This is a genomic window from Rhizobium sp. BK313, from assembly GCF_014193655.1.
GTDB lineage: Bacteria > Pseudomonadota > Alphaproteobacteria > Rhizobiales > Rhizobiaceae > Rhizobium.
Genome location: NZ_JACHZQ010000005.1, coordinates 135,105 through 152,125 on the forward strand (window position 1 = coordinate 135,105; position 17,021 = coordinate 152,125).

15 protein-coding genes are annotated in these 17,021 nt (G+C 60.5%); 3 read left to right on the forward strand and 12 right to left on the reverse strand.

Going from position 1 to position 17,021, the window contains the following annotated elements:
* Window positions 1-9 precede the first annotated feature (9 nt).
* Window positions 10-1,260 carry an acyltransferase gene (locus FHT86_RS24110; RefSeq protein ID WP_133709283.1) on the forward strand — a complete coding sequence of 417 codons (1,251 nt, stop codon included), beginning with the start codon at window positions 10-12 and terminating at the stop codon, window positions 1,258-1,260.
* 40 nt (window positions 1,261-1,300) lie between these two features.
* Here FHT86_RS24110 and FHT86_RS24115 read toward each other — a convergent pair whose 3' ends face one another.
* The 3 genes from FHT86_RS24115 to FHT86_RS24125 are packed head-to-tail and all read right to left on the reverse strand — an operon-like array spanning window position 1,301 to window position 5,090.
* Window positions 1,301-2,422, reverse strand: a complete 1,122-nt coding sequence (locus tag FHT86_RS24115) for a mandelate racemase/muconate lactonizing enzyme family protein (RefSeq protein WP_133709133.1) — start codon at window positions 2,420-2,422, stop codon at window positions 1,301-1,303.
* 21 nt (window positions 2,423-2,443) lie between these two features.
* Window positions 2,444-3,943 (reverse strand): aldehyde dehydrogenase, encoded by a 1,500-nt coding sequence (locus FHT86_RS24120; protein ID WP_133709132.1) that lies wholly within the window; start codon window positions 3,941-3,943, stop codon window positions 2,444-2,446.
* Window position 3,944: 1 nt separating this feature from the next.
* Entirely contained in the window at window positions 3,945-5,090 is a 1,146-nt protein-coding gene (locus FHT86_RS24125) for an iron-containing alcohol dehydrogenase (RefSeq protein WP_133709131.1), read from the reverse strand.
* Window positions 5,091-5,205: 115 nt separating this feature from the next.
* Here FHT86_RS24125 and FHT86_RS24130 point away from each other — a divergent pair, with 115 nt between their 5' ends.
* Window positions 5,206-6,111, forward strand: coding sequence for a LysR substrate-binding domain-containing protein (locus FHT86_RS24130; protein WP_133709130.1), 906 nt, complete (start codon window positions 5,206-5,208; stop codon window positions 6,109-6,111).
* A gap of 75 nt (window positions 6,112-6,186) precedes the next feature.
* Here FHT86_RS24130 and FHT86_RS24135 read toward each other — a convergent pair whose 3' ends face one another.
* The 9 genes from FHT86_RS24135 to FHT86_RS24175 all read right to left on the reverse strand — a co-directional run bounded on the left by FHT86_RS24135 (window position 6,187) and on the right by FHT86_RS24175 (window position 15,715).
* Window positions 6,187-6,594, reverse strand: a complete 408-nt coding sequence (locus FHT86_RS24135) for a F0F1 ATP synthase subunit epsilon (RefSeq protein ID WP_133709129.1) — start codon at window positions 6,592-6,594, stop codon at window positions 6,187-6,189.
* Window positions 6,595-6,669: 75 nt separating this feature from the next.
* On the reverse strand, window positions 6,670-8,100 hold the full coding sequence (gene atpD / locus FHT86_RS24140; protein WP_133709128.1) for a F0F1 ATP synthase subunit beta: 1,431 nt from the start codon (window positions 8,098-8,100) through the stop codon (window positions 6,670-6,672).
* Between the two features lie 23 nt (window positions 8,101-8,123).
* Window positions 8,124-9,008: a F0F1 ATP synthase subunit gamma gene (locus FHT86_RS24145; RefSeq protein WP_133709127.1), complete on the reverse strand. Its 885-nt coding sequence runs from the start codon at window positions 9,006-9,008 to the stop codon at window positions 8,124-8,126.
* A 29-nt stretch (window positions 9,009-9,037) separates the two neighbouring features.
* On the reverse strand, window positions 9,038-10,567 hold the full coding sequence (gene atpA, locus FHT86_RS24150) for a F0F1 ATP synthase subunit alpha (protein ID WP_133709126.1): 1,530 nt from the start codon (window positions 10,565-10,567) through the stop codon (window positions 9,038-9,040).
* On the reverse strand, window positions 10,567-11,133 hold the full coding sequence (locus FHT86_RS24155; RefSeq protein ID WP_133709125.1) for a F0F1 ATP synthase subunit delta: 567 nt from the start codon (window positions 11,131-11,133) through the stop codon (window positions 10,567-10,569). Before FHT86_RS24155 ends, atpA begins: the two co-directional genes overlap by 1 nt.
* Before the next feature lie 262 nt (window positions 11,134-11,395).
* Window positions 11,396-11,779 carry a DUF4345 family protein gene (locus FHT86_RS24160; protein ID WP_133709124.1) on the reverse strand — a complete coding sequence of 128 codons (384 nt, stop codon included), beginning with the start codon at window positions 11,777-11,779 and terminating at the stop codon, window positions 11,396-11,398.
* Between the two features lie 99 nt (window positions 11,780-11,878).
* Window positions 11,879-14,110 carry a primosomal protein N' gene (locus tag FHT86_RS24165; RefSeq protein ID WP_133709123.1) on the reverse strand — a complete coding sequence of 744 codons (2,232 nt, stop codon included), beginning with the start codon at window positions 14,108-14,110 and terminating at the stop codon, window positions 11,879-11,881.
* 177 nt (window positions 14,111-14,287) lie between these two features.
* Complete coding sequence (locus FHT86_RS24170; protein WP_246779638.1) at window positions 14,288-14,731, reverse strand: GNAT family N-acetyltransferase; 444 nt, start codon at window positions 14,729-14,731, stop codon at window positions 14,288-14,290.
* A gap of 27 nt (window positions 14,732-14,758) precedes the next feature.
* On the reverse strand, window positions 14,759-15,715 hold the full coding sequence (locus FHT86_RS24175; RefSeq protein WP_133709122.1) for a GNAT family N-acetyltransferase: 957 nt from the start codon (window positions 15,713-15,715) through the stop codon (window positions 14,759-14,761).
* Window positions 15,716-15,960: 245 nt separating this feature from the next.
* On the opposite strand from FHT86_RS24175, the gene FHT86_RS24180 reads away from it, so the two are divergent.
* Window positions 15,961-16,896, forward strand: a complete 936-nt coding sequence (locus FHT86_RS24180; RefSeq protein ID WP_133709121.1) for a tyrosine recombinase XerC — start codon at window positions 15,961-15,963, stop codon at window positions 16,894-16,896.
* The last annotated feature ends 125 nt before the right edge of the window (window positions 16,897-17,021 follow it).

Below are 17,021 nucleotides of genomic sequence, written 5' to 3' on the forward strand. Positions count from 1 at the left end.
GGGATGAGAATCGAGAAAGAGGCGCGGCTGGGAGGAGCGGATTTCATGCGCGCCGTCGCGTGCCTGATGGTGCTTGCCCATCATCTCGTGCTTCGAATGGATTTCAACAAAATCCCCCCGACATTGGACCTGACCTTCTTACTGGCCCGGTTTGGCAATCACGGCGTCTCGGTTTTCTTCGTTCTCAGCGGCTTTCTTCTCTCTCGTCCCTTCTGGCTGGCGCTGGATAGAGCCCAGCCCTTACCTTCATTGAAGATCTACGCCATGCGCCGCGCTGCGCGCATCCTGCCGGGCTTCTGGGTCGCCCTCACCGTCGGTTTCGTGATCAGCTTTACCGTCTATGGATTTCCGCTCGATGGAGAGCTGATCGGCCGCTATGTCGCCGGCTTCTTCCTGATGAGCCAATGGCATTGGCGCACCTTTTTCCCGGTGCAGGGTGACGGACCGTTATGGTCGATTCCCTTCGAGACAACCTGCTATGTCCTTTTGCCGATCGGCTTCCTGCTGCTGTTCCATGCGAAGCTGAGATTGCGCTCCGCTCTCGTCTGCCGCCTGCTATGGATCGGCATTATCGCGGCATCATTGCTCGGCCACTGGTTAGTAGTCACTTACCTCCCGACAGACAACGTCGGACGAGGATGGCAATATGGCTTTCAGGGGGGCGCCAAGGAATGGATGCCGCGCTATAATCCCATCGGCTTCTTCGCGGTATTCGCACTCGGGGTATTGGCGGCCGGAATCCAGACCATAATCCCGGCCCGGCGCTCGGCAATATGCGATATTATCGGAGCGCTCGCGATCATCATGGGCGCATGGCAGTTGCCACAGTCCATCGGTGGCCCAGGAGAAGGCTATGCCTGGCTTGGCATTCCCTATCAATTCCCGCTGTTTCCCTTGGCGGTCGCCATCGCCCTCTGTGCGCTTCCGCAGTCGGTTTTTCTGGGAAGAGTTCTCGATAACAGCCTCAGCCGCTATGTCGCCACCGTCTCCTTCGGCGTCTATATCTGGCAGGATATCGTGCTGACGCTGATGACGACGCTCTTACCCTGGACCTTCGGCACCGGCTCCGACGATGTTCTAGGGGGATGGATCACGTCCAGCCTCGTCGCGATCGTCATTATTTTCGCGATCGGCACCATCAGTTACTTTTTCCTGGAACGCCCCGTCATGCGTTGGGCCCGCAGCCGCGAGCAGGCGAGACGGATGCCGTCCACATCCGACAAAAAAGCCGTCCAACGGAAACCGTTGGGCGGCAGATAAGGCGGGAAACGAAACTCGACCAGGGAGGCCGAGCATCATGTCAGATGCGGGTGGCTTTCAGACGCTCTTCATCGAGAACAACGCCGAGGCCGGGAGATAGCCCCAAATCCAGCCAGCCCTCATCGTGCTTGAGCGGCATCGCCATCGGATAGTCACGACGGGCCTCGCTCCACTCCGGATTGTCATACGGATATTCGAGCCAAGGCGCATCGCCGACACCCGCGGTCAAATGCGCGTTCGCCAGCACACCGATACCGTTCGTCCATGAGTGCGGCGTAAATTGGACACCCGCCTCGCGCGCCTGGTAGACCAGCCGCCGGCAGCCGGTGATGCCGCCGACCAGCGCCACATCCGGCTGGATGACATCGAAGGCACGTTCTTCGATGATGTCCCGGAACTCGTAAAGTTCGCGCGTCATCTCGCCGCCAGCAATGCGCACCGAAGTTGCCTGCTTCAGCTCCTTCATGCCCTTGCGGTCGGAGCGGTGCAGCGGCTCCTCCATCCAGTAGATGCCGAGCCGCTCCAGTTCTTTCGCAACCGTCAGCGCATCCTTGAATGTCCAGGGCAATGTCGTATCCCAGGGCATGCGCCAACCCTGGTTACAGTCGACCATCAGCTCCAGCTTGCTGCCGACACGGGCACGGATCGCCTCCAGGGCCTTCACATCGTCCCGCCAACTGCTGCGCCCGCCTACAGATGAGGAGAAGCGGACCTTCATCGCCGGAAAGCCTTCCTCGAGATAGCGCTCCGCCTGTTCCGCCATCGCAGCCGGCTCCCGCAGCACGCCGGAGGAAGCATAGAGCCGCACACGGCTCGCGCGGCCACCGAGCATCCGCCAGACCGGTTCGCCGGTGATCTTGCCGGAGAGATCCCACAGCGCCAGGTCCATCGGCCAGCAGCGGCCATAGTGGAAGTTGATATGCGACAGGACTTCGTAGTGACGCTCCAGATGCCGCGGGTCCTGACCGATGAACAGGTCCTCATGACCTTCGAAGCCCTTCATCAGGTCGCCGGAGCCGATGCCCTCATGGCCCTCGTCGTCCCTGACACGGACGATCGTCGCATCGAAATGTCGGCGCGGCCGCCCATCCCAGCTCGCCTTGAACGGCGGATCGAGCGCCAGTCTGTGATGACTGATTTCGATGGAAACGATCTCGCTCATGGTCTTGCCTCCCCGCAAACCTCAGCCGAACTGCTGCCAGATGGTCTTGTAGTCGCAATATTTGTCGATCGCATGCACGGAGCGGTCGCGACCGAAACCGGATTGCTTGAAGCCGCCGAAAGGGGTGGCGAAATTCGACATGTCGTAAGTGTTGATCCACACCGTACCCGCATGGATCGCCTCGGAAAAGCGGTGCGCGCGGTCCATATCCTTGGTGAAGACCGCGCCGGCAAGGCCATAGATCGTATCGTTGGCGATCGTGAGCGCCTCCTCCTCGGTGTCGAAGGGAATTGCGGCGAGCACCGGTCCAAAAATCTCCTGCCGCGCAAGGCTCATATCGTTGGTCATATCGACGAAGACGCCGGGAGAGACATAGTAACCGCCGGTTTCACTCAGCACCCGTTCAGCACCAAAAGCGCGTCGAGCACCCTCCCTCTCGCCGGCAGCAATCATGGAAAGCACCTTGTTCATATGCTCTTCCTCGATCAGCGCGCCGATCTGCGCCGAGGGGTCGAGCGGATGCTTCAGCGCGATATCCGAGCGCGTCACCGCCTCGATCTTCTCGATCAGTCTGTCCTGCACCGAGCGCTGCACGATCAGCCGCGTCGAGGCATGGCAGGTCTCACCGGAATTGTAGAAGCAACCCCAGGCAGCCGCGCTTGCCGCAGCGTCGAGATCGGCGTCTTCGAAGACGACCAGCGGCGACTTGCCGCCGAGTTCGAGCGCCACGCGCTTGACGTTCGACTGTGCCGCATAGCCCATGATCAGCTTGCCGACCTCGGTCGAGCCGGTGAAGGCGATCATGTCGACATCCATATGCAGCGCCAGCCGCTTGCCGGTCTCCTCGCCATAGCCGGTGACAACATTGAGGACGCCGGCGGGCAGACCCGCTTCGAAAGCCAGTTCCGCAAGACGGATGGCCGAGAGCGATGATTGCTCGGCCGGCTTCAGCACCACGGAATTGCCGGCGGCAATCGCCGGGCCAAGCTTCCAGGCATCGATGATCATCGGATAGTTCCATGGTGTGATCGCACCGACGACGCCGATCGGCACCTTGCGCACCAGGGCGCGGGCATTCGGGCCGGTTGGAGCGATCTCGTCGTACATCTTGTCGATCATCTCGCCGTAGAACTGGATGCCGTCGGCGCAAAGGCGCACATCGACAGTGAGCGAGGCCATGATCGGCTTGCCGACATCCACCGTTTCCAGCATGGCGAGCTCTTCGCCATGGGCGCGGATGAGTTCGGCCCACTTCAGCATGATCCTCTTCTTTTCCAGCGGCTCCTTCCCACGCCAGACGCCGCTCTCAAATGCCGTGCGCGCGGCGGCCACCGCTGCATCGACGTCAGCCGCATTGCCGCGGGCCAAGTCCGCGCCTGGTCTGCCGTCCATTGGACGGATGCGGGTAAAGGTCGCGCCGGAAGAAGAGGCGCGATAGGCGCCATCGATGAAATGCCGCCCTTCGAGCTTGAGGCCGGACAGAACGCTTTCCCAATAGTCGCGCGTGTAATTCTTGGTCATCTCAGATTCCTTTCGGCAACGCCATGACGGCGGCGGCGAAGCGGTCGATATCGGCATCCGTCACATCGCGGATGGTCGAGCGCCGCATCGGCTGGTTTTCCGGAGCGCGCATTTCTCGTGCGAGATCGGTCGCCGCGAATGGCATGAACGCTGCCGGCAGGGCGCGGACGATACCGCAGCGGCCCATCCAGTCGGAGACGAAAGCAGGCAGTGCCTCAGCACTTTCGAGACCGCAAGCCTTCGCGGCAGCGGTGACATCGTTCGTATCCGCCTCGGCCAGCCAGGGTAGAGTCGCTTCAAAGCCAAGGGCGGTTGCGAGTCCATGGTGAACCGGCGCAAGACCCGCCAGCGCATGGCTGATATTGTGAGCAATCGCCGTGCCGCAATTGTCGATGGCAATGCCGGCGAGGCAGGAACCGAGGAGTACATCGCCCCGCGCCTCGATATTGTCGGGCTCCTTCACAGCCGTTTCCAATGCGCTGGTGATCAGCCGTAGCGCCTGATGCGCATAGAGCTGCGCGCCGCGGTGCGTGTTGCGGTTCGTCGCCGCCTCGAAGGCATGGATGAAAGCGTCGAGGCCGCACCAGGCGGTGAGATCGGCCGGCAGCGTGGTCGTCAGGGCCGGATCGAGGATGACGAGATCGGCCTTGGTTTCCGGCCCCCAGATCCAGAGTTTCTTGCCCTCCGGACCTGCAAAAATATTGGTGGCCGAAGTCTCCGAGCCGGTGCCGGCTGTCGTTGGCACCATGATCTTCTTCAGAGGATTCTTCGGGAGAGGATTGGCGGCCAGTGCATAAAACATCGGATCTTCGCCCGACGCTGCGCAACCGGCGACGATCTTGGCGATATCCAGCGCCGAGCCGCCGCCGACGCCGATCACCATATCCGCGCCCTTGGCCGCCTCTATCGCCGCGCGGATATGCGCGAGCTTCGGTTCGCCGGAGAAATCCGAGAAGATCTGCATGGCGAAGCCCGCTTCAGTCAGATCGGCCTTGATCTTATCCGCAAGACCGGATCGGGCCAAGAACGTATCGATCACCAAAAGAGCGGCGGAAACGCCATCGAAGGATTTGACGGCTGCGGCAAGGCCGGACAGCGCACCGCTGCCAAAGCGGATGTCTGGAATGGCAGAAATGGAAAAGGACACGAGATCACCTGGAAAAGCGCAGCAAATTCGATGCCATGATCCTGCATCACAATTTCAACTCTTCAAATCTGGCCATTTATCAGGAATATTGATGATCTGAAGTTATGGAGAGACAATGCTCGAAAAGATACCGCTGGAGGCCTTCCGCGTGTTCGACGCCGCTGCCCGCGCAATGAACTTTTCCCGCGCAGGCCGCGAACTGAACATCACCCAGGCCGCCGTCAGCCGGCGCATCAAGGGGCTGGAGGATCATCTGGGCGCTGCGCTCTTTACCCGGCGCGGTCGAAACTTGGCGCTGACGCCGGATGGCGAGCGGCTGTTCCAGCGCGTGCGGGCGACGCTCGAATATCTCGAAGAGAGCCTGGAACCTTTCCGCGCCGGCACGGGCGAGATCATTTCGATCGCCGCCAGCGGCTCGGTCTCGCATCTCTGGCTCGGGCAGCGGCTTAAGGATTTCGGCAAGGAGAGCCCCGGCATCTCCGTGCGCCTGCTGACAACGGACTCGCCCTCGGAGCTCGCGTCGGAGACCAACGACCTCGTCATTCTCTATTCCACCGGTGAACACCCGCGCTGGAACCTGACGCTCCTGATGAAGGAAGTGCTGGTGCCGATCGCCTCGCCGGATTATCTGGCCAGCCGCGCCTTGGAACCACAAGCGTTGACATCGGCTGATATCGCCGGGCTCGATCTGATCGACTACGAGCGTTTCAACGCCCATTGGATCAGCTTTCGCCAATGGTTCGGCCGCATCGGCAATCCACTGAAGGGCAAGCTGCCACGACCGCGGTTGTCCTTCTCCACCTATATCATGGCAGTCGAGGCCGCATTGCGCGGCGAAGGCATCGCACTTGGCAGTCTCGGGCTCATCGAGGAACACCTGCGCTCCGGCGCACTGATCACCATCGGCAACGACCGTGTCGAAAGCGGCTTCGGTTACTATCTCGGCGCGCCCCGCTTCCGTTCCCTCTCGCCGGAAGCGGGTCAGTTGCATCGGCATCTGCTGGGCGGCTATCAGGGTTGATACCGACCAAGCCGCGCAACAAAAAAGCGGCCCCAAAAGGCCGCTCTCATTCGAAACCCAAGACTAGATACCGGATCAATCTTGCCCGATTGCGCCGCGCAGACGCGTCATTTCCATGATGTAGTGTTCAAGACGCGACTTGTGCTCGTGATGTTCGACATCTTCGAGTTCTGCTTTGGCGATATCGATACGACGCGTCAATTCGTCCTGTCTAAGGTCTTCAACAGGAATTGCGGATTCCGCAAGCAGCGTGCAGCCGGTCGGCAGGATGTCGGCAAAACCGCCGAACACGACGTAGTCCTGCTTCTTGCCCGTGGCCATATGCACCTTGACGACGCCCGGCTTGATCGTAGTCATCGTCGGCGCATGATGGGCCATCACGGTCATTTCGCCTTCGCTGGCGGGAATGACGACATCGATGACGGATTCCGACAGAAGCAGACGCTCCGGAGACACCAGTTCGAAATTGAAATTGTCAGCCATGACCGGTCACTTCTCGATTGTCTTTATTTTAAGGCAACGGCGCACGAGATACCGCGCGCCGTTGGATTGGCCTTATCAGGCAGCCAGCTTCTTGGCCTTTTCCATCGCTTCTTCGATCGAGCCGACCATGTAGAAAGCAGCTTCCGGCAGGTGGTCGTATTCGCCGTTGACCAGGCCCTTGAAGCCCTTGATCGTGTCTTCGAGCGCAACGAGCTTGCCCGGCGAGCCGGTGAAGACTTCAGCGACGAAGAACGGCTGCGACAGGAAGCGCTCGATCTTGCGGGCACGGGCGACAGCCAGCTTGTCTTCTTCAGACAGTTCGTCCATGCCGAGGATGGCGATGATGTCCTGGAGAGCCTTGTAGCGCTGCAGGGTCGACTGGACCTTACGAGCGATTTCATAGTGCTCTTCGCCAACGACCAGCGGGTCGAGCATGCGCGACGTGGAGTCGAGCGGGTCGACGGCTGGATAGATGCCCTTTTCAGCGATCGAGCGCGACAGAACCGTCGTTGCGTCCAAGTGAGCGAACGAAGTAGCCGGTGCCGGGTCGGTCAAGTCGTCGGCCGGAACGTAAATGGCTTGAACCGAAGTGATCGAGCCCGTCGTCGTGGTGGTGATGCGTTCCTGCATCTGGCCCATGTCGGTGGCGAGCGTCGGCTGGTAGCCCACGGCCGAAGGAATACGACCGAGCAGAGCCGACACTTCCGAACCTGCCTGCGTGAAGCGGAAGATGTTGTCGACGAAGAACAGAACGTCCTGGCCTTCATCGCGGAAGTTTTCGGCAACGGTCAGACCGGTCAGAGCGACGCGAGCGCGGGCGCCTGGCGGTTCATTCATCTGACCGTAAACGAGAGCAGCCTTGGAGCCTTCGCCGCCGCCGTGCTTGTTGACGCCGGATTCGATCATTTCGTGGTAGAGGTCGTTGCCTTCGCGGGTACGTTCACCCACGCCAGCGAATACCGAGTAACCACCATGTGCCTTGGCGACGTTGTTGATCAGTTCCATGATGAGAACGGTCTTGCCGACGCCGGCGCCGCCGAATAGGCCGATCTTGCCGCCCTTGGCGTAAGGTGCGAGCAAATCGACGACCTTGATGCCGGTGACCAGGATCTGGCCTTCGGTGGACTGCTCGACGTAAGACGGAGCGTCCTGGTGGATCGAGCGCTTGTGGGCGGTCACCAGCGGACCGGCTTCATCGACCGGCTCGCCGATGACGTTCATGATACGGCCGAGCGTTTCGTGACCGACCGGAACCGAGATCGGCGCGCCGGTGTCGGAAACGGACTGACCGCGAACGAGACCTTCGGTGGAGTCCATGGCGATCGTGCGAACCGAGTTTTCGCCGAGGTGCTGTGCGACTTCCAGAACAAGGCGGTTGCCGTGGTTGTCGGTTTCGAGAGCATTCAGGATCTTCGGCAGATCGCCATCGAAAGAAACGTCCACGACGGCGCCGATAACCTGCGTAACCTTGCCGACCGAAACTGCGGCCATAGCTGCGTCAGCCATATTCTTACCCTCTTTCCCTAACCTCAGAGCGCTTCCGCGCCCGAAATGATTTCAATCAGTTCCTTGGTGATCTGCGCCTGACGCTGACGGTTGTAGTTCAGCGTCAGCTTGTTGATCATCTCACCAGCATTTCGCGTCGCATTGTCCATCGCGCTCATCTTCGCGCCCATCTCGCCGGCAACGTTCTCAAGGAGCGCGCGGAAGATCTGGACCGAGATATTACGCGGGATCAAGTCCGCGAGGATCGAAGCCGCATCCGGCTCGTATTCATAAACAGCGCCCTTGTGAGCGGCATCTTCTTCAACAACATCCGGAGCCGAAGCCGGAATGAGCTGCAACGCCGTCGGCACCTGGCTGATCACCGACTTGAACTCGGAGTAGAACAACGTGCAGACGTCGAACTCACCAGCCTCGAACATCTCGATGATGCGCTTGCCGATCTGATCGGCATTGTCGTAGCCGATCCGTTTGACGTCGCGCAGTTCCTTACGCTCGATGATCAGCGAGGCGAACTCACGACGCAGGATGTCATAACCCTTCTTGCCGACTGTGAAGATCTTCACGGTCTTGCCTTCGGCAAGCAGCTTGCGAACGTGGTCGCGGGCAAAACGCGCGATCTGCGAGTTGAAGCCACCACAAAGGCCGCGTTCCGCACTGCAGACAACGAGCAGATGAACGTCGCTCTTGCCGGTGCCGGTCATCAGCAGCGGGGCATCGTCAGCATCGCTGACGGCAGCCGTGATGTTTGCAAGAACAGCACCCATGCGCTGCGAGTAGGGCCGTGCAGCCTCAGCCGCCTCCTGGGCGCGCCGAAGCTTCGCCGCGGCGACCATTTTCATCGCCTTGGTGATCTTCTGCGTCGCCTTGACGGAGGCGATCCGGTTTTTCAGATCCTTAAGTGAAGGCATCCGGTATCCGTCCTAGAAGTGAGGCCCGATCAGGCGAAAGACTTGGCGTAGCTGTCGAGAGCAGCTGTGAGCTTGCCCTTGGTCGCGTCGCTGATGGCCTTTTCGGTGCGGATCGCGTCGAGGATGTCCTTGCCTTCCGACCGCAGGTAGGAAAGCAGCCCCTGCTCGAACTTGCCGATCTGCGGAACGGTGATCTTGTCGAGATAGCCGTTGACGCCAGCAAAGATCACAGCAACCTGCTCTTCCGTCTTCAACGGCGAGAACTGCGGCTGTTTCAGGAGCTCGGTCAGGCGAGCGCCACGATTCAGCAGACGCTGCGTTGCGGCATCGAGGTCCGAACCGAACTGAGCGAAGGCAGCCATTTCACGATACTGGGCGAGCTCGCCCTTGATCGAGCCGGCAACCTGCTTCATCGCCTTGATCTGTGCCGACGAGCCAACGCGAGAAACCGACAGACCGACGTTAACGGCTGGACGGATGCCCTGATAGAACAGGTCGGTTTCGAGGAAGATCTGGCCGTCGGTGATCGAGATCACGTTGGTCGGAATGAAGGCCGAAACGTCGTTGCCCTGGGTTTCGATGACCGGCAGAGCGGTCAGCGAGCCGGCGCCCTTTTCATCGTTCATCTTTGCAGCGCGCTCGAGCAGACGCGAATGCAGGTAGAAGACGTCGCCCGGATAGGCTTCGCGGCCCGGCGGGCGGCGCAGCAGCAGCGACATCTGACGGTATGAAACGGCCTGCTTCGACAAATCGTCATAGCCGATCAGGGCGTGCATGCCGTTGTCGCGGAAATATTCGCCCATAGCGCAGCCGGCGAATGGCGCCAGGTACTGCATGGGGGCCGGATCCGACGCCGTCGCAGCGACGATGATCGAGTACTTCAGCGCGCCGCGCTCTTCGAGCACCTTGACGAACTGAGCGACAGTCGAACGCTTTTGACCGATAGCAACGTAGACGCAGTACAGCTTCTCGCTCTCAGGGCCAGCATCGTGGATGGCCTTCTGGTTCAGGATCGTGTCGAGAAGGATTGCGGTCTTGCCGGTCTGGCGGTCGCCGATAACAAGTTCGCGCTGGCCGCGGCCAACCGGGATCAGCGCGTCGATGGCCTTGAGGCCGGTCGACATCGGCTCATGCACCGACTTGCGCGGAATAATGCCCGGAGCCTTGATGTCGACACGCGAACGGCGGGTCGCATGGATCGGGCCCTTGCCGTCGATCGGATTGCCGAGGGCGTCAACGACGCGGCCGAGCAGTTCCGGGCCAACCGGAACGTCAACGATCGCGCCTGTGCGCTTGACGGTGTCGCCTTCCTTGATGTCGCGGTCGGAGCCGAAGATAACCACGCCGACATTGTCGGATTCGAGGTTCAGGGCCATACCACGGATGCCGCCGGGGAATTCGACCATTTCGCCGGCCTGGACATTGTCCAGACCATAGACGCGGGCGATACCGTCACCGACGGAAAGAACCTGGCCGACTTCGGAGACTTCGGCTTCTTTGCCGAAATTTTTAATCTGATCTTTCAGAATTGCGGAAATTTCCGCGGCGCGGATATCCATCAGCCGACCTCTTTCAATGCAAGCTTAAGGGTAGAGAGTTTGGTACGAAGAGACGTATCAATCTGACGGGACCCGACCTTCACGATCAGACCACCAAGAATCGACGGATCGACCGTAACGGCAATCGCCACGTCCTTGCCGGTGACGCCCTTCAGCGCCGCCTTCAATTCGTCTTCCTGCGCCAGAGTCAGCGCATGCGCCGAAGTGACCTCGGCAGAAACTTCGCCGCGATGCTTCGCGGCAATGATACGGAAAGCCTTGATCATGCCCGGCAGCGCAAAAAGGCGCCGGTTGCCTGCCACGACCTTGAGGAAATTAGTGACGTAGTTGCCGAAGCCCGCCTTTGTCGCCAGCGCCTGGACGGCACCGACCTGCTCTTCTGCTGAAAAGACTGGGCTCAAGACGAAACGCTTCAAATCATCGCTGTCATCCAGCATGGCTTGGAACCGATCAAGATCGGCGGTCACTGTCGGGACAGCACCCTCCTCGAGGGCCAGTTCGAACAATGACGAGGCATATCGCTCTGCAACACCAGAAATATGCTGGGATGTGTCTGCCACGGGCACAAAATTCCCTGATTTCAACCCAAGAATTCGGCTTCCGAGAGACGGAAGTCACATGCTCTTGAATTCGTTTTGATTTCCCCCAGAAATCAGCAGGGGCTTCCCCCTACCTCATCCGAAATTCGGGGTTCGTCTAACATAGGATATTGAGACTCGCAACACGCGTATTCGCCGAATACGCTATTCGGGTGAATTTATGATGGCAAAAATTCAAAACCACGGGGATAGCGCAGGCAATGCTAGCTGATGCGAAAGCATTTTCGCTTCAAATGTAGCCCAATCCGTAAAGAAGCGGTAGAGCCGCCAGGGCCGCCTGAACAACCAGAAGTAACAGATTCAAGATCACGCTCCCCCGATCCGACATGATAGAAAGGATGCGGCCAAAGGCGGCAACAGCGAAGGACGCCCCAAGCGCCAGATAGATCATCGGCTGGGCCAGCAGAATAGCGACAAGCCCGAAACCGAGATAGAAGCCGCCCATCGAACGCCCCTCGGCATAGGCTTCCGGCCGCCCCTCGCGCACCTGCAGCTTGAGAAAACGATAGGCGTAGCCTGGAGCAAACATCATGATGAAGCCGATGAGCGCCGTAAACGCCGCCGAGCAATAGGCAAGCTGCTCGCCCAGGTCAGTCGGAAAATAAAGCTCCATCGGTCGTCCCCAAAATCGGCCCAAATCATCAAGAGGCTGACTTATGACATGAAGCGGCGGAACAGGGGAAGACGCTGGAAAGGCGTCGTTCTCGCGAAACTACAAGAAACTCTGTGGATCGATGTCCAATTGCACATGCACGGAGCCACGCTCCTTCGGTGCCTGCGCCAGCATAGCCTTGAGAAAACCCTGCATGTCGGAATTGCGCTTGCCGTGCACCAGCAGGCGGAAGCGATGGCGGCCGCGCACCAGGGCGAGCGGCGCTTCGGCGGGACCAAGGACGGAGATCCCCTGCACCTGTGGCGCGGCGCTCCGCATGCCGCGGGCGTGGGTCTCGGCATCCTGGCGGGTTTCGGCGGAAACGATGATCGATGCAAGCCTGCCGAAAGGCGGCAGTACCGCCCTCTCACGCTCGGAAATCTCGCGCTCGTAGAATGCGCTGGCATCGCCGGAAACGATCGCCTGCATGACCGGGTGCTGCGGCTGATAGGTCTGCAGCAACCCGTGGCTCTTGAGGCCGGTTCGCCCGGCGCGTCCCGTTACCTGCGACAGCAATTGGAACGTCCGCTCGGCAGCGCGCGGGTCGCCATTGGCAAGGCCGAGATCGGCGTCGACAATGCCAACCAGCGTCATCAGCGGGAAATTATGGCCCTTGGCGACGAGCTGCGTGCCGATGACGATATCCGCCTCTCCCTTGGCAATGGCCTCGAGTTCAAGCCGCAGCCGCTTGACGCCGCCCATGATGTCGGAGGAGAGCACGATCGTCCGCGCCTCGGGAAAATGCCGCTCGACTTCCTCGGCGATGCGCTCGACGCCCGGCCCACAAGCGACGAGATGGTCGAGCGTGCCGCATTCCGGGCAGGCCTCGGGCGTCCGCTCGGCGTAGCCGCATTGATGGCATTGGATCTGGCCACGGAAACGATGTTCCACCAACCAGCTCGAACATTGCGGGCACTGGAAGCGGTGGCCACAAACCCTGCAGAGCGTCAGCGGCGCATAGCCCCGCCTGTTGAGAAACAGCAGCGATTGCTGGCCCTTCTCCACCGTCTTGCCGATCGCCCGGATCAGCAGCGGCGACAGAAAGCCGCCACGCTCCGGTGCATGCCGGCGCATGTCGATCAGATGCAGATCCGGAAGAGCCGCATCGCCGAAGCGAGTCGGTAGGTGGATGGTGCTATAGCGCCCGCTCTGCCCATTCACCTGGCTCTCGACCGAGGGCGTGGCCGAGACCAGCACCACTGGAAAATCGCCGATCCGGCCGCGCACGACCGCCATGTCACGGGCATTGTAATAGACGCGATCCTCCTGCTTGTAGGCGGGATCATGTTCTTCGTCGACGATGATCAATCCCAAGTCTTCGAAGGGCAGGAACAGCGCAGAGCGTGCGCCTGCAACGACCCGAACTTCGCCGGTCACCGCCTGCCGCCAGACCTTTTCACGCATGCGCGGTGCCAGGTCCGAGTGCCACTCGGCCGGCTTGGCGCCAAAACGATCCTGGAAGCGCTCGAGAAAACTCGCCGTCAGCGCAATTTCCGGCAGCAGAATCAACACCTGCTTGCCGCGCTTCAGGGTCTCGGCGATCGCCTCGAAATAGACCTCGGTCTTGCCTGAGCCGGTGACGCCGTCGATTAGCGAAACGGAAAACTCCCCCTTGCGCACCTCGGCTAGGATCTCATCGGCCGCTTCGCGCTGCGGTCCTTCGAGCCGCGAGCCGATGTAGTCGGGATCGGGCGTGGCGACAACGGGCGGCGGCGGCAAGAACACCGTTTCGAAAATGCCTTGCGTGATCAGCCCGTCGATGACGCTCACCGAGACGCCGGCGGCATGTGCCAGCCCGCTGCGCGTCCAGGATAGGCCGTCGTTTGCCGCCTCCATCACCCGGGCTCGAGCCGGTGTCAGCCGTTCCGGCGCGCCGCCGACAAAACGAAGGCCCTCGACCATTGGTTCGGGATCGAAGGCAGCCGGCGCCCGCAACGCCATGCGGGCGACGAGACCGGGCGGCGACAGTGTATAGGCGGCCACCCAGTCGATGAAATCGCGCATCTCCCTGGTGAGCGGCGGGCAGTTGAAGACGTGGCTGATCGGCCGCAGCTTCTTCGGATCGACGCCACCCTCGTCGCCGCCGTCCCAAACGACGCCGATCACCTGCCTCGGCCCGAGCGGCACCTGCACGACCGAGCCGGGCTCGACCGCCATGCCTTCCGGCACCGCATAGGAATAGGGCTTCGGTGCCGGCATCGGCACCAGAACCGGGACCGTGCGGCTCATGGTCGAGTTTACGGGCGCGGCTTCGAAAAGCGCGCCAAACAGATCGGACGAATCTTTACTCATTGCGCCAGACCATGCCCCGAGCGGCGACAAAAGAAAACCCATGTTGCCATGTTGTTCTTATTCTTCACCTTCACCGCGGATGGAACGCAGGGAACGGTACTGGGTGTGCGGACATGGAGCGAAGCTGCATACTGAAGGCCTAATCTATTTTGTCAGGCAAGAGAACGGTGCGCGTGGTCAATCGAACCGAAGGAGATGCGAATAACCGTTGCCGAGGTGCGGCTGAAAGCCAAGCGCCTGCCAAAACGCCGATGCATCTTCGCTTCCCGAATGAACGGTGAGCAGCGTCGTCGCCTGTCGGGCCTGATCGATCAGAGCATCTGCCAGCATGCGGCCGATGCCCTGGCCCCGCACCGATGGGTGGACATAGAAGCGACGCATACGCAACGCGTCGGCAATCGTAGGCTCTGCTGAAAGGCCGCCAATGCCAACCGGCGCTTCACCCGCAAAAGCCATCAAGAGGCACTCGCCGTCGCGATCGAAGCGATTGCTTCCATCGAACCATTCGTCGATCAACCGATCGATAAAACGATAGCCTTCCCGCCGCGCCTCGATTGCAAGTGAATGTACGTGCGGTGGCAATGCACCGACGATAGGACGAATATCGACCTCAATTGCCAATGATGTGCCTCTCGACGAACGCAGTCGTCAAACGGAATGCTCCGCGACGGCAGCGGCCATATCCTGCGCCGCAGCCGGAGTGCTGACCGGCGTAAAAGTTGCGTTCCCGTCCGCCGCCAGATCGAACACCGTGTGCTTTTCCAGCGCCTTCGTCACTTCGTTGACGTCGCCGTCCAGTTGCTCGACCGGAATGAGATTGCCGATCAGGAAATCGAAGCGGTCACCGCGCTTGTTGAGGAGTTCGTGGAACACCGTCATGTCCCGCAGTTCCGTTGACCATTTGGCGAACCAGTAGAACAGCCCCGAATTGCGCGCCGTCAGATGCACCGGCAGGATCGGCAGATTGTATTTGCGCGCCAGTCCCACGGCTGACGTTTTCCAGGGCCGCTCGTTCAACTTGCCGTTTGCCCAATAGGCGATGCGGCCGGAAGGGAACAGCACGGTGACCTTTCCCTCGGCAACGGCCCGATTGGTGAGCTGCAGCGTTTCACGGGTCTTCAGCTTGCTCTTATATTCCTCGCGCCATTCGACAGGGATGATCATCTCAGCGAAACGAGGATTGACGCGGACGGCATCGCGATTGGCGAAAACCATCATGTCGGGCCGACGCGTCTTCAGGAGATCGAAAACCGCGACGCCATCGGCAATGCCGGTCGGATGGTTGCTGACGAGAATGAAGCCGCCGGAGGCCGGTATGCGCTCGGCATGCGTCACCCCGATATCGAGTTTCAACAGATCGCTCATATATTCGAAGCACTGGAAACCCGGCAGCTTGGCGACATCGTTGGCAAATTCGATCGCCTTGTTGTAGCGCAGCAGCGTGTAGAGAAAGGGCCTCATCAACGGCCAGAGCGGGTTGCGGACGATCTTCTGGCCGCGCTCGGCGATCAGCGTATCGACGATGTGTCCAGGCTGGCCCTGGGACACCAAAGCGATCGCTTCTGCAAGTTGCCCCAATGCAGTTATCGAACCGCGACGTGCCATGAAATGCCCTGGATGGTTGGGTTATACTCTATCGCAATCGAATATGATCGAAGCATGACAAGCGCCTCGCGTATAACCGCTTAAATCGAATTTGATTTAAGGAATGGCTTATACGCAGTTGAAAAAATACTACCGCGTTCGTCCGCACTCAAAGGAGAGGCACGGCGCAGTAGGAATGTTAGCGATTCCATAACCTTCCCTGCTTCAAAGTGGCAGAATGAATTTGAATTTCAAGGGGTTTTCCACTGAACGAGTTGCTGATTATCGCCGATCCCGGGCTGATGGCCGAGCGCAACCGTTGGCTGGATGCTCTCGGCCAAGAGCGGCGGCTTTCCGCCCACACGTTGAACGCCTATGAGCGCGACACACGGCAATTCCTGACGTTTCTGACCGGCCATCTCGGCGGTCCGGCGACGATCAAGGATATTCACGCGTTGCGCCCCGCCGACTTCCGCGGTTTTCTCGCCACTCGTCGCAAGGATGGCGCGGGTGCACGTTCGCTCGGGCGCAATCTCGCCGGCCTTCGTTCCCTGCTGCGTTACCTCGAAAAGAAGGGGCTGGTGAATGCGGCCGGCGCCGGCGCGGTGCGGTCGCCGAAACAGCCGAAATCGCTGCCGAAACCGCTGTCGGACACCCAGGCAATCACCGTCGTCAGCGATGAGGCGCAGATGCATGACGAACCCTGGATCGCCGCGCGCGACACGGCCGTGCTGACCTTGCTCTACGGCTGCGGCCTGCGCATCTCCGAAGCGCTGAATCTGACGCCGGAAGATGTGCGCCCCGGCGCGACGGCGCTGCGCATCACCGGCAAGGGCAACAAGACCCGGCTGGTGCCGCTGCTGCCGATCGTTCTCGAAGCGGTCGAAAAATACCGCGCACTCTGCCCCTATCATCTCGACGCGGGCACTCCCCTCTTTCGCGGCGCGCGTGGCGGCAAACTGCAGGCCGGCATCATCCAGCGCGGCATGCAGAAGCTGCGCAGCGCCTTCGGCCTGCCGGACACCGCTACGCCGCATGCGCTGCGCCATTCTTTCGCCACGCATCTGCTCGCAGGTGGTGGTGACTTGCGCACGATCCAGGAATTGCTCGGTCATGCCTCTCTTTCGACGACCCAGGTCTATACCGGCGTCGATTCATCGCGGCTGCTGGAGGTCTATGATCGGGCTCATCCGCGGGCGTAAGAAAATATTAACCCCTCGCGTTAAGGGAATATGCGTGTCCGAAGGGTAGTGCAGAAGCATGTATGGGCATGTCTCGCGAAAGCCACGTTCGCGCTTTAGGAGTCGTGCCCTCTGCCAGCGGAAGG

Coding starts and splice junctions, on each gene's coding strand:
- FHT86_RS24165 (WP_133709123.1), bottom strand. CDS start 14,110: ATGAGTAAAGATTCGTCCGATCTGTTTGGCGCGCTTTTCGAAGCCGCG.
- FHT86_RS24145 (WP_133709127.1), bottom strand. CDS start 9,008: ATGCCTTCACTTAAGGATCTGAAAAACCGGATCGCCTCCGTCAAGGCG.
- FHT86_RS24175 (WP_133709122.1), bottom strand. CDS start 15,715: ATGGCACGTCGCGGTTCGATAACTGCATTGGGGCAACTTGCAGAAGCG.
- FHT86_RS24130 (WP_133709130.1), top strand. CDS start 5,206: ATGCTCGAAAAGATACCGCTGGAGGCCTTCCGCGTGTTCGACGCCGCT.
- FHT86_RS24160 (WP_133709124.1), bottom strand. CDS start 11,779: ATGGAGCTTTATTTTCCGACTGACCTGGGCGAGCAGCTTGCCTATTGC.
- FHT86_RS24115 (WP_133709133.1), bottom strand. CDS start 2,422: ATGAGCGAGATCGTTTCCATCGAAATCAGTCATCACAGACTGGCGCTC.
- FHT86_RS24120 (WP_133709132.1), bottom strand. CDS start 3,943: ATGACCAAGAATTACACGCGCGACTATTGGGAAAGCGTTCTGTCCGGC.
- FHT86_RS24135 (WP_133709129.1), bottom strand. CDS start 6,594: ATGGCTGACAATTTCAATTTCGAACTGGTGTCTCCGGAGCGTCTGCTT.
- atpD (WP_133709128.1), bottom strand. CDS start 8,100: ATGGCTGACGCAGCTATGGCCGCAGTTTCGGTCGGCAAGGTTACGCAG.
- atpA (WP_133709126.1), bottom strand. CDS start 10,567: ATGGATATCCGCGCCGCGGAAATTTCCGCAATTCTGAAAGATCAGATT.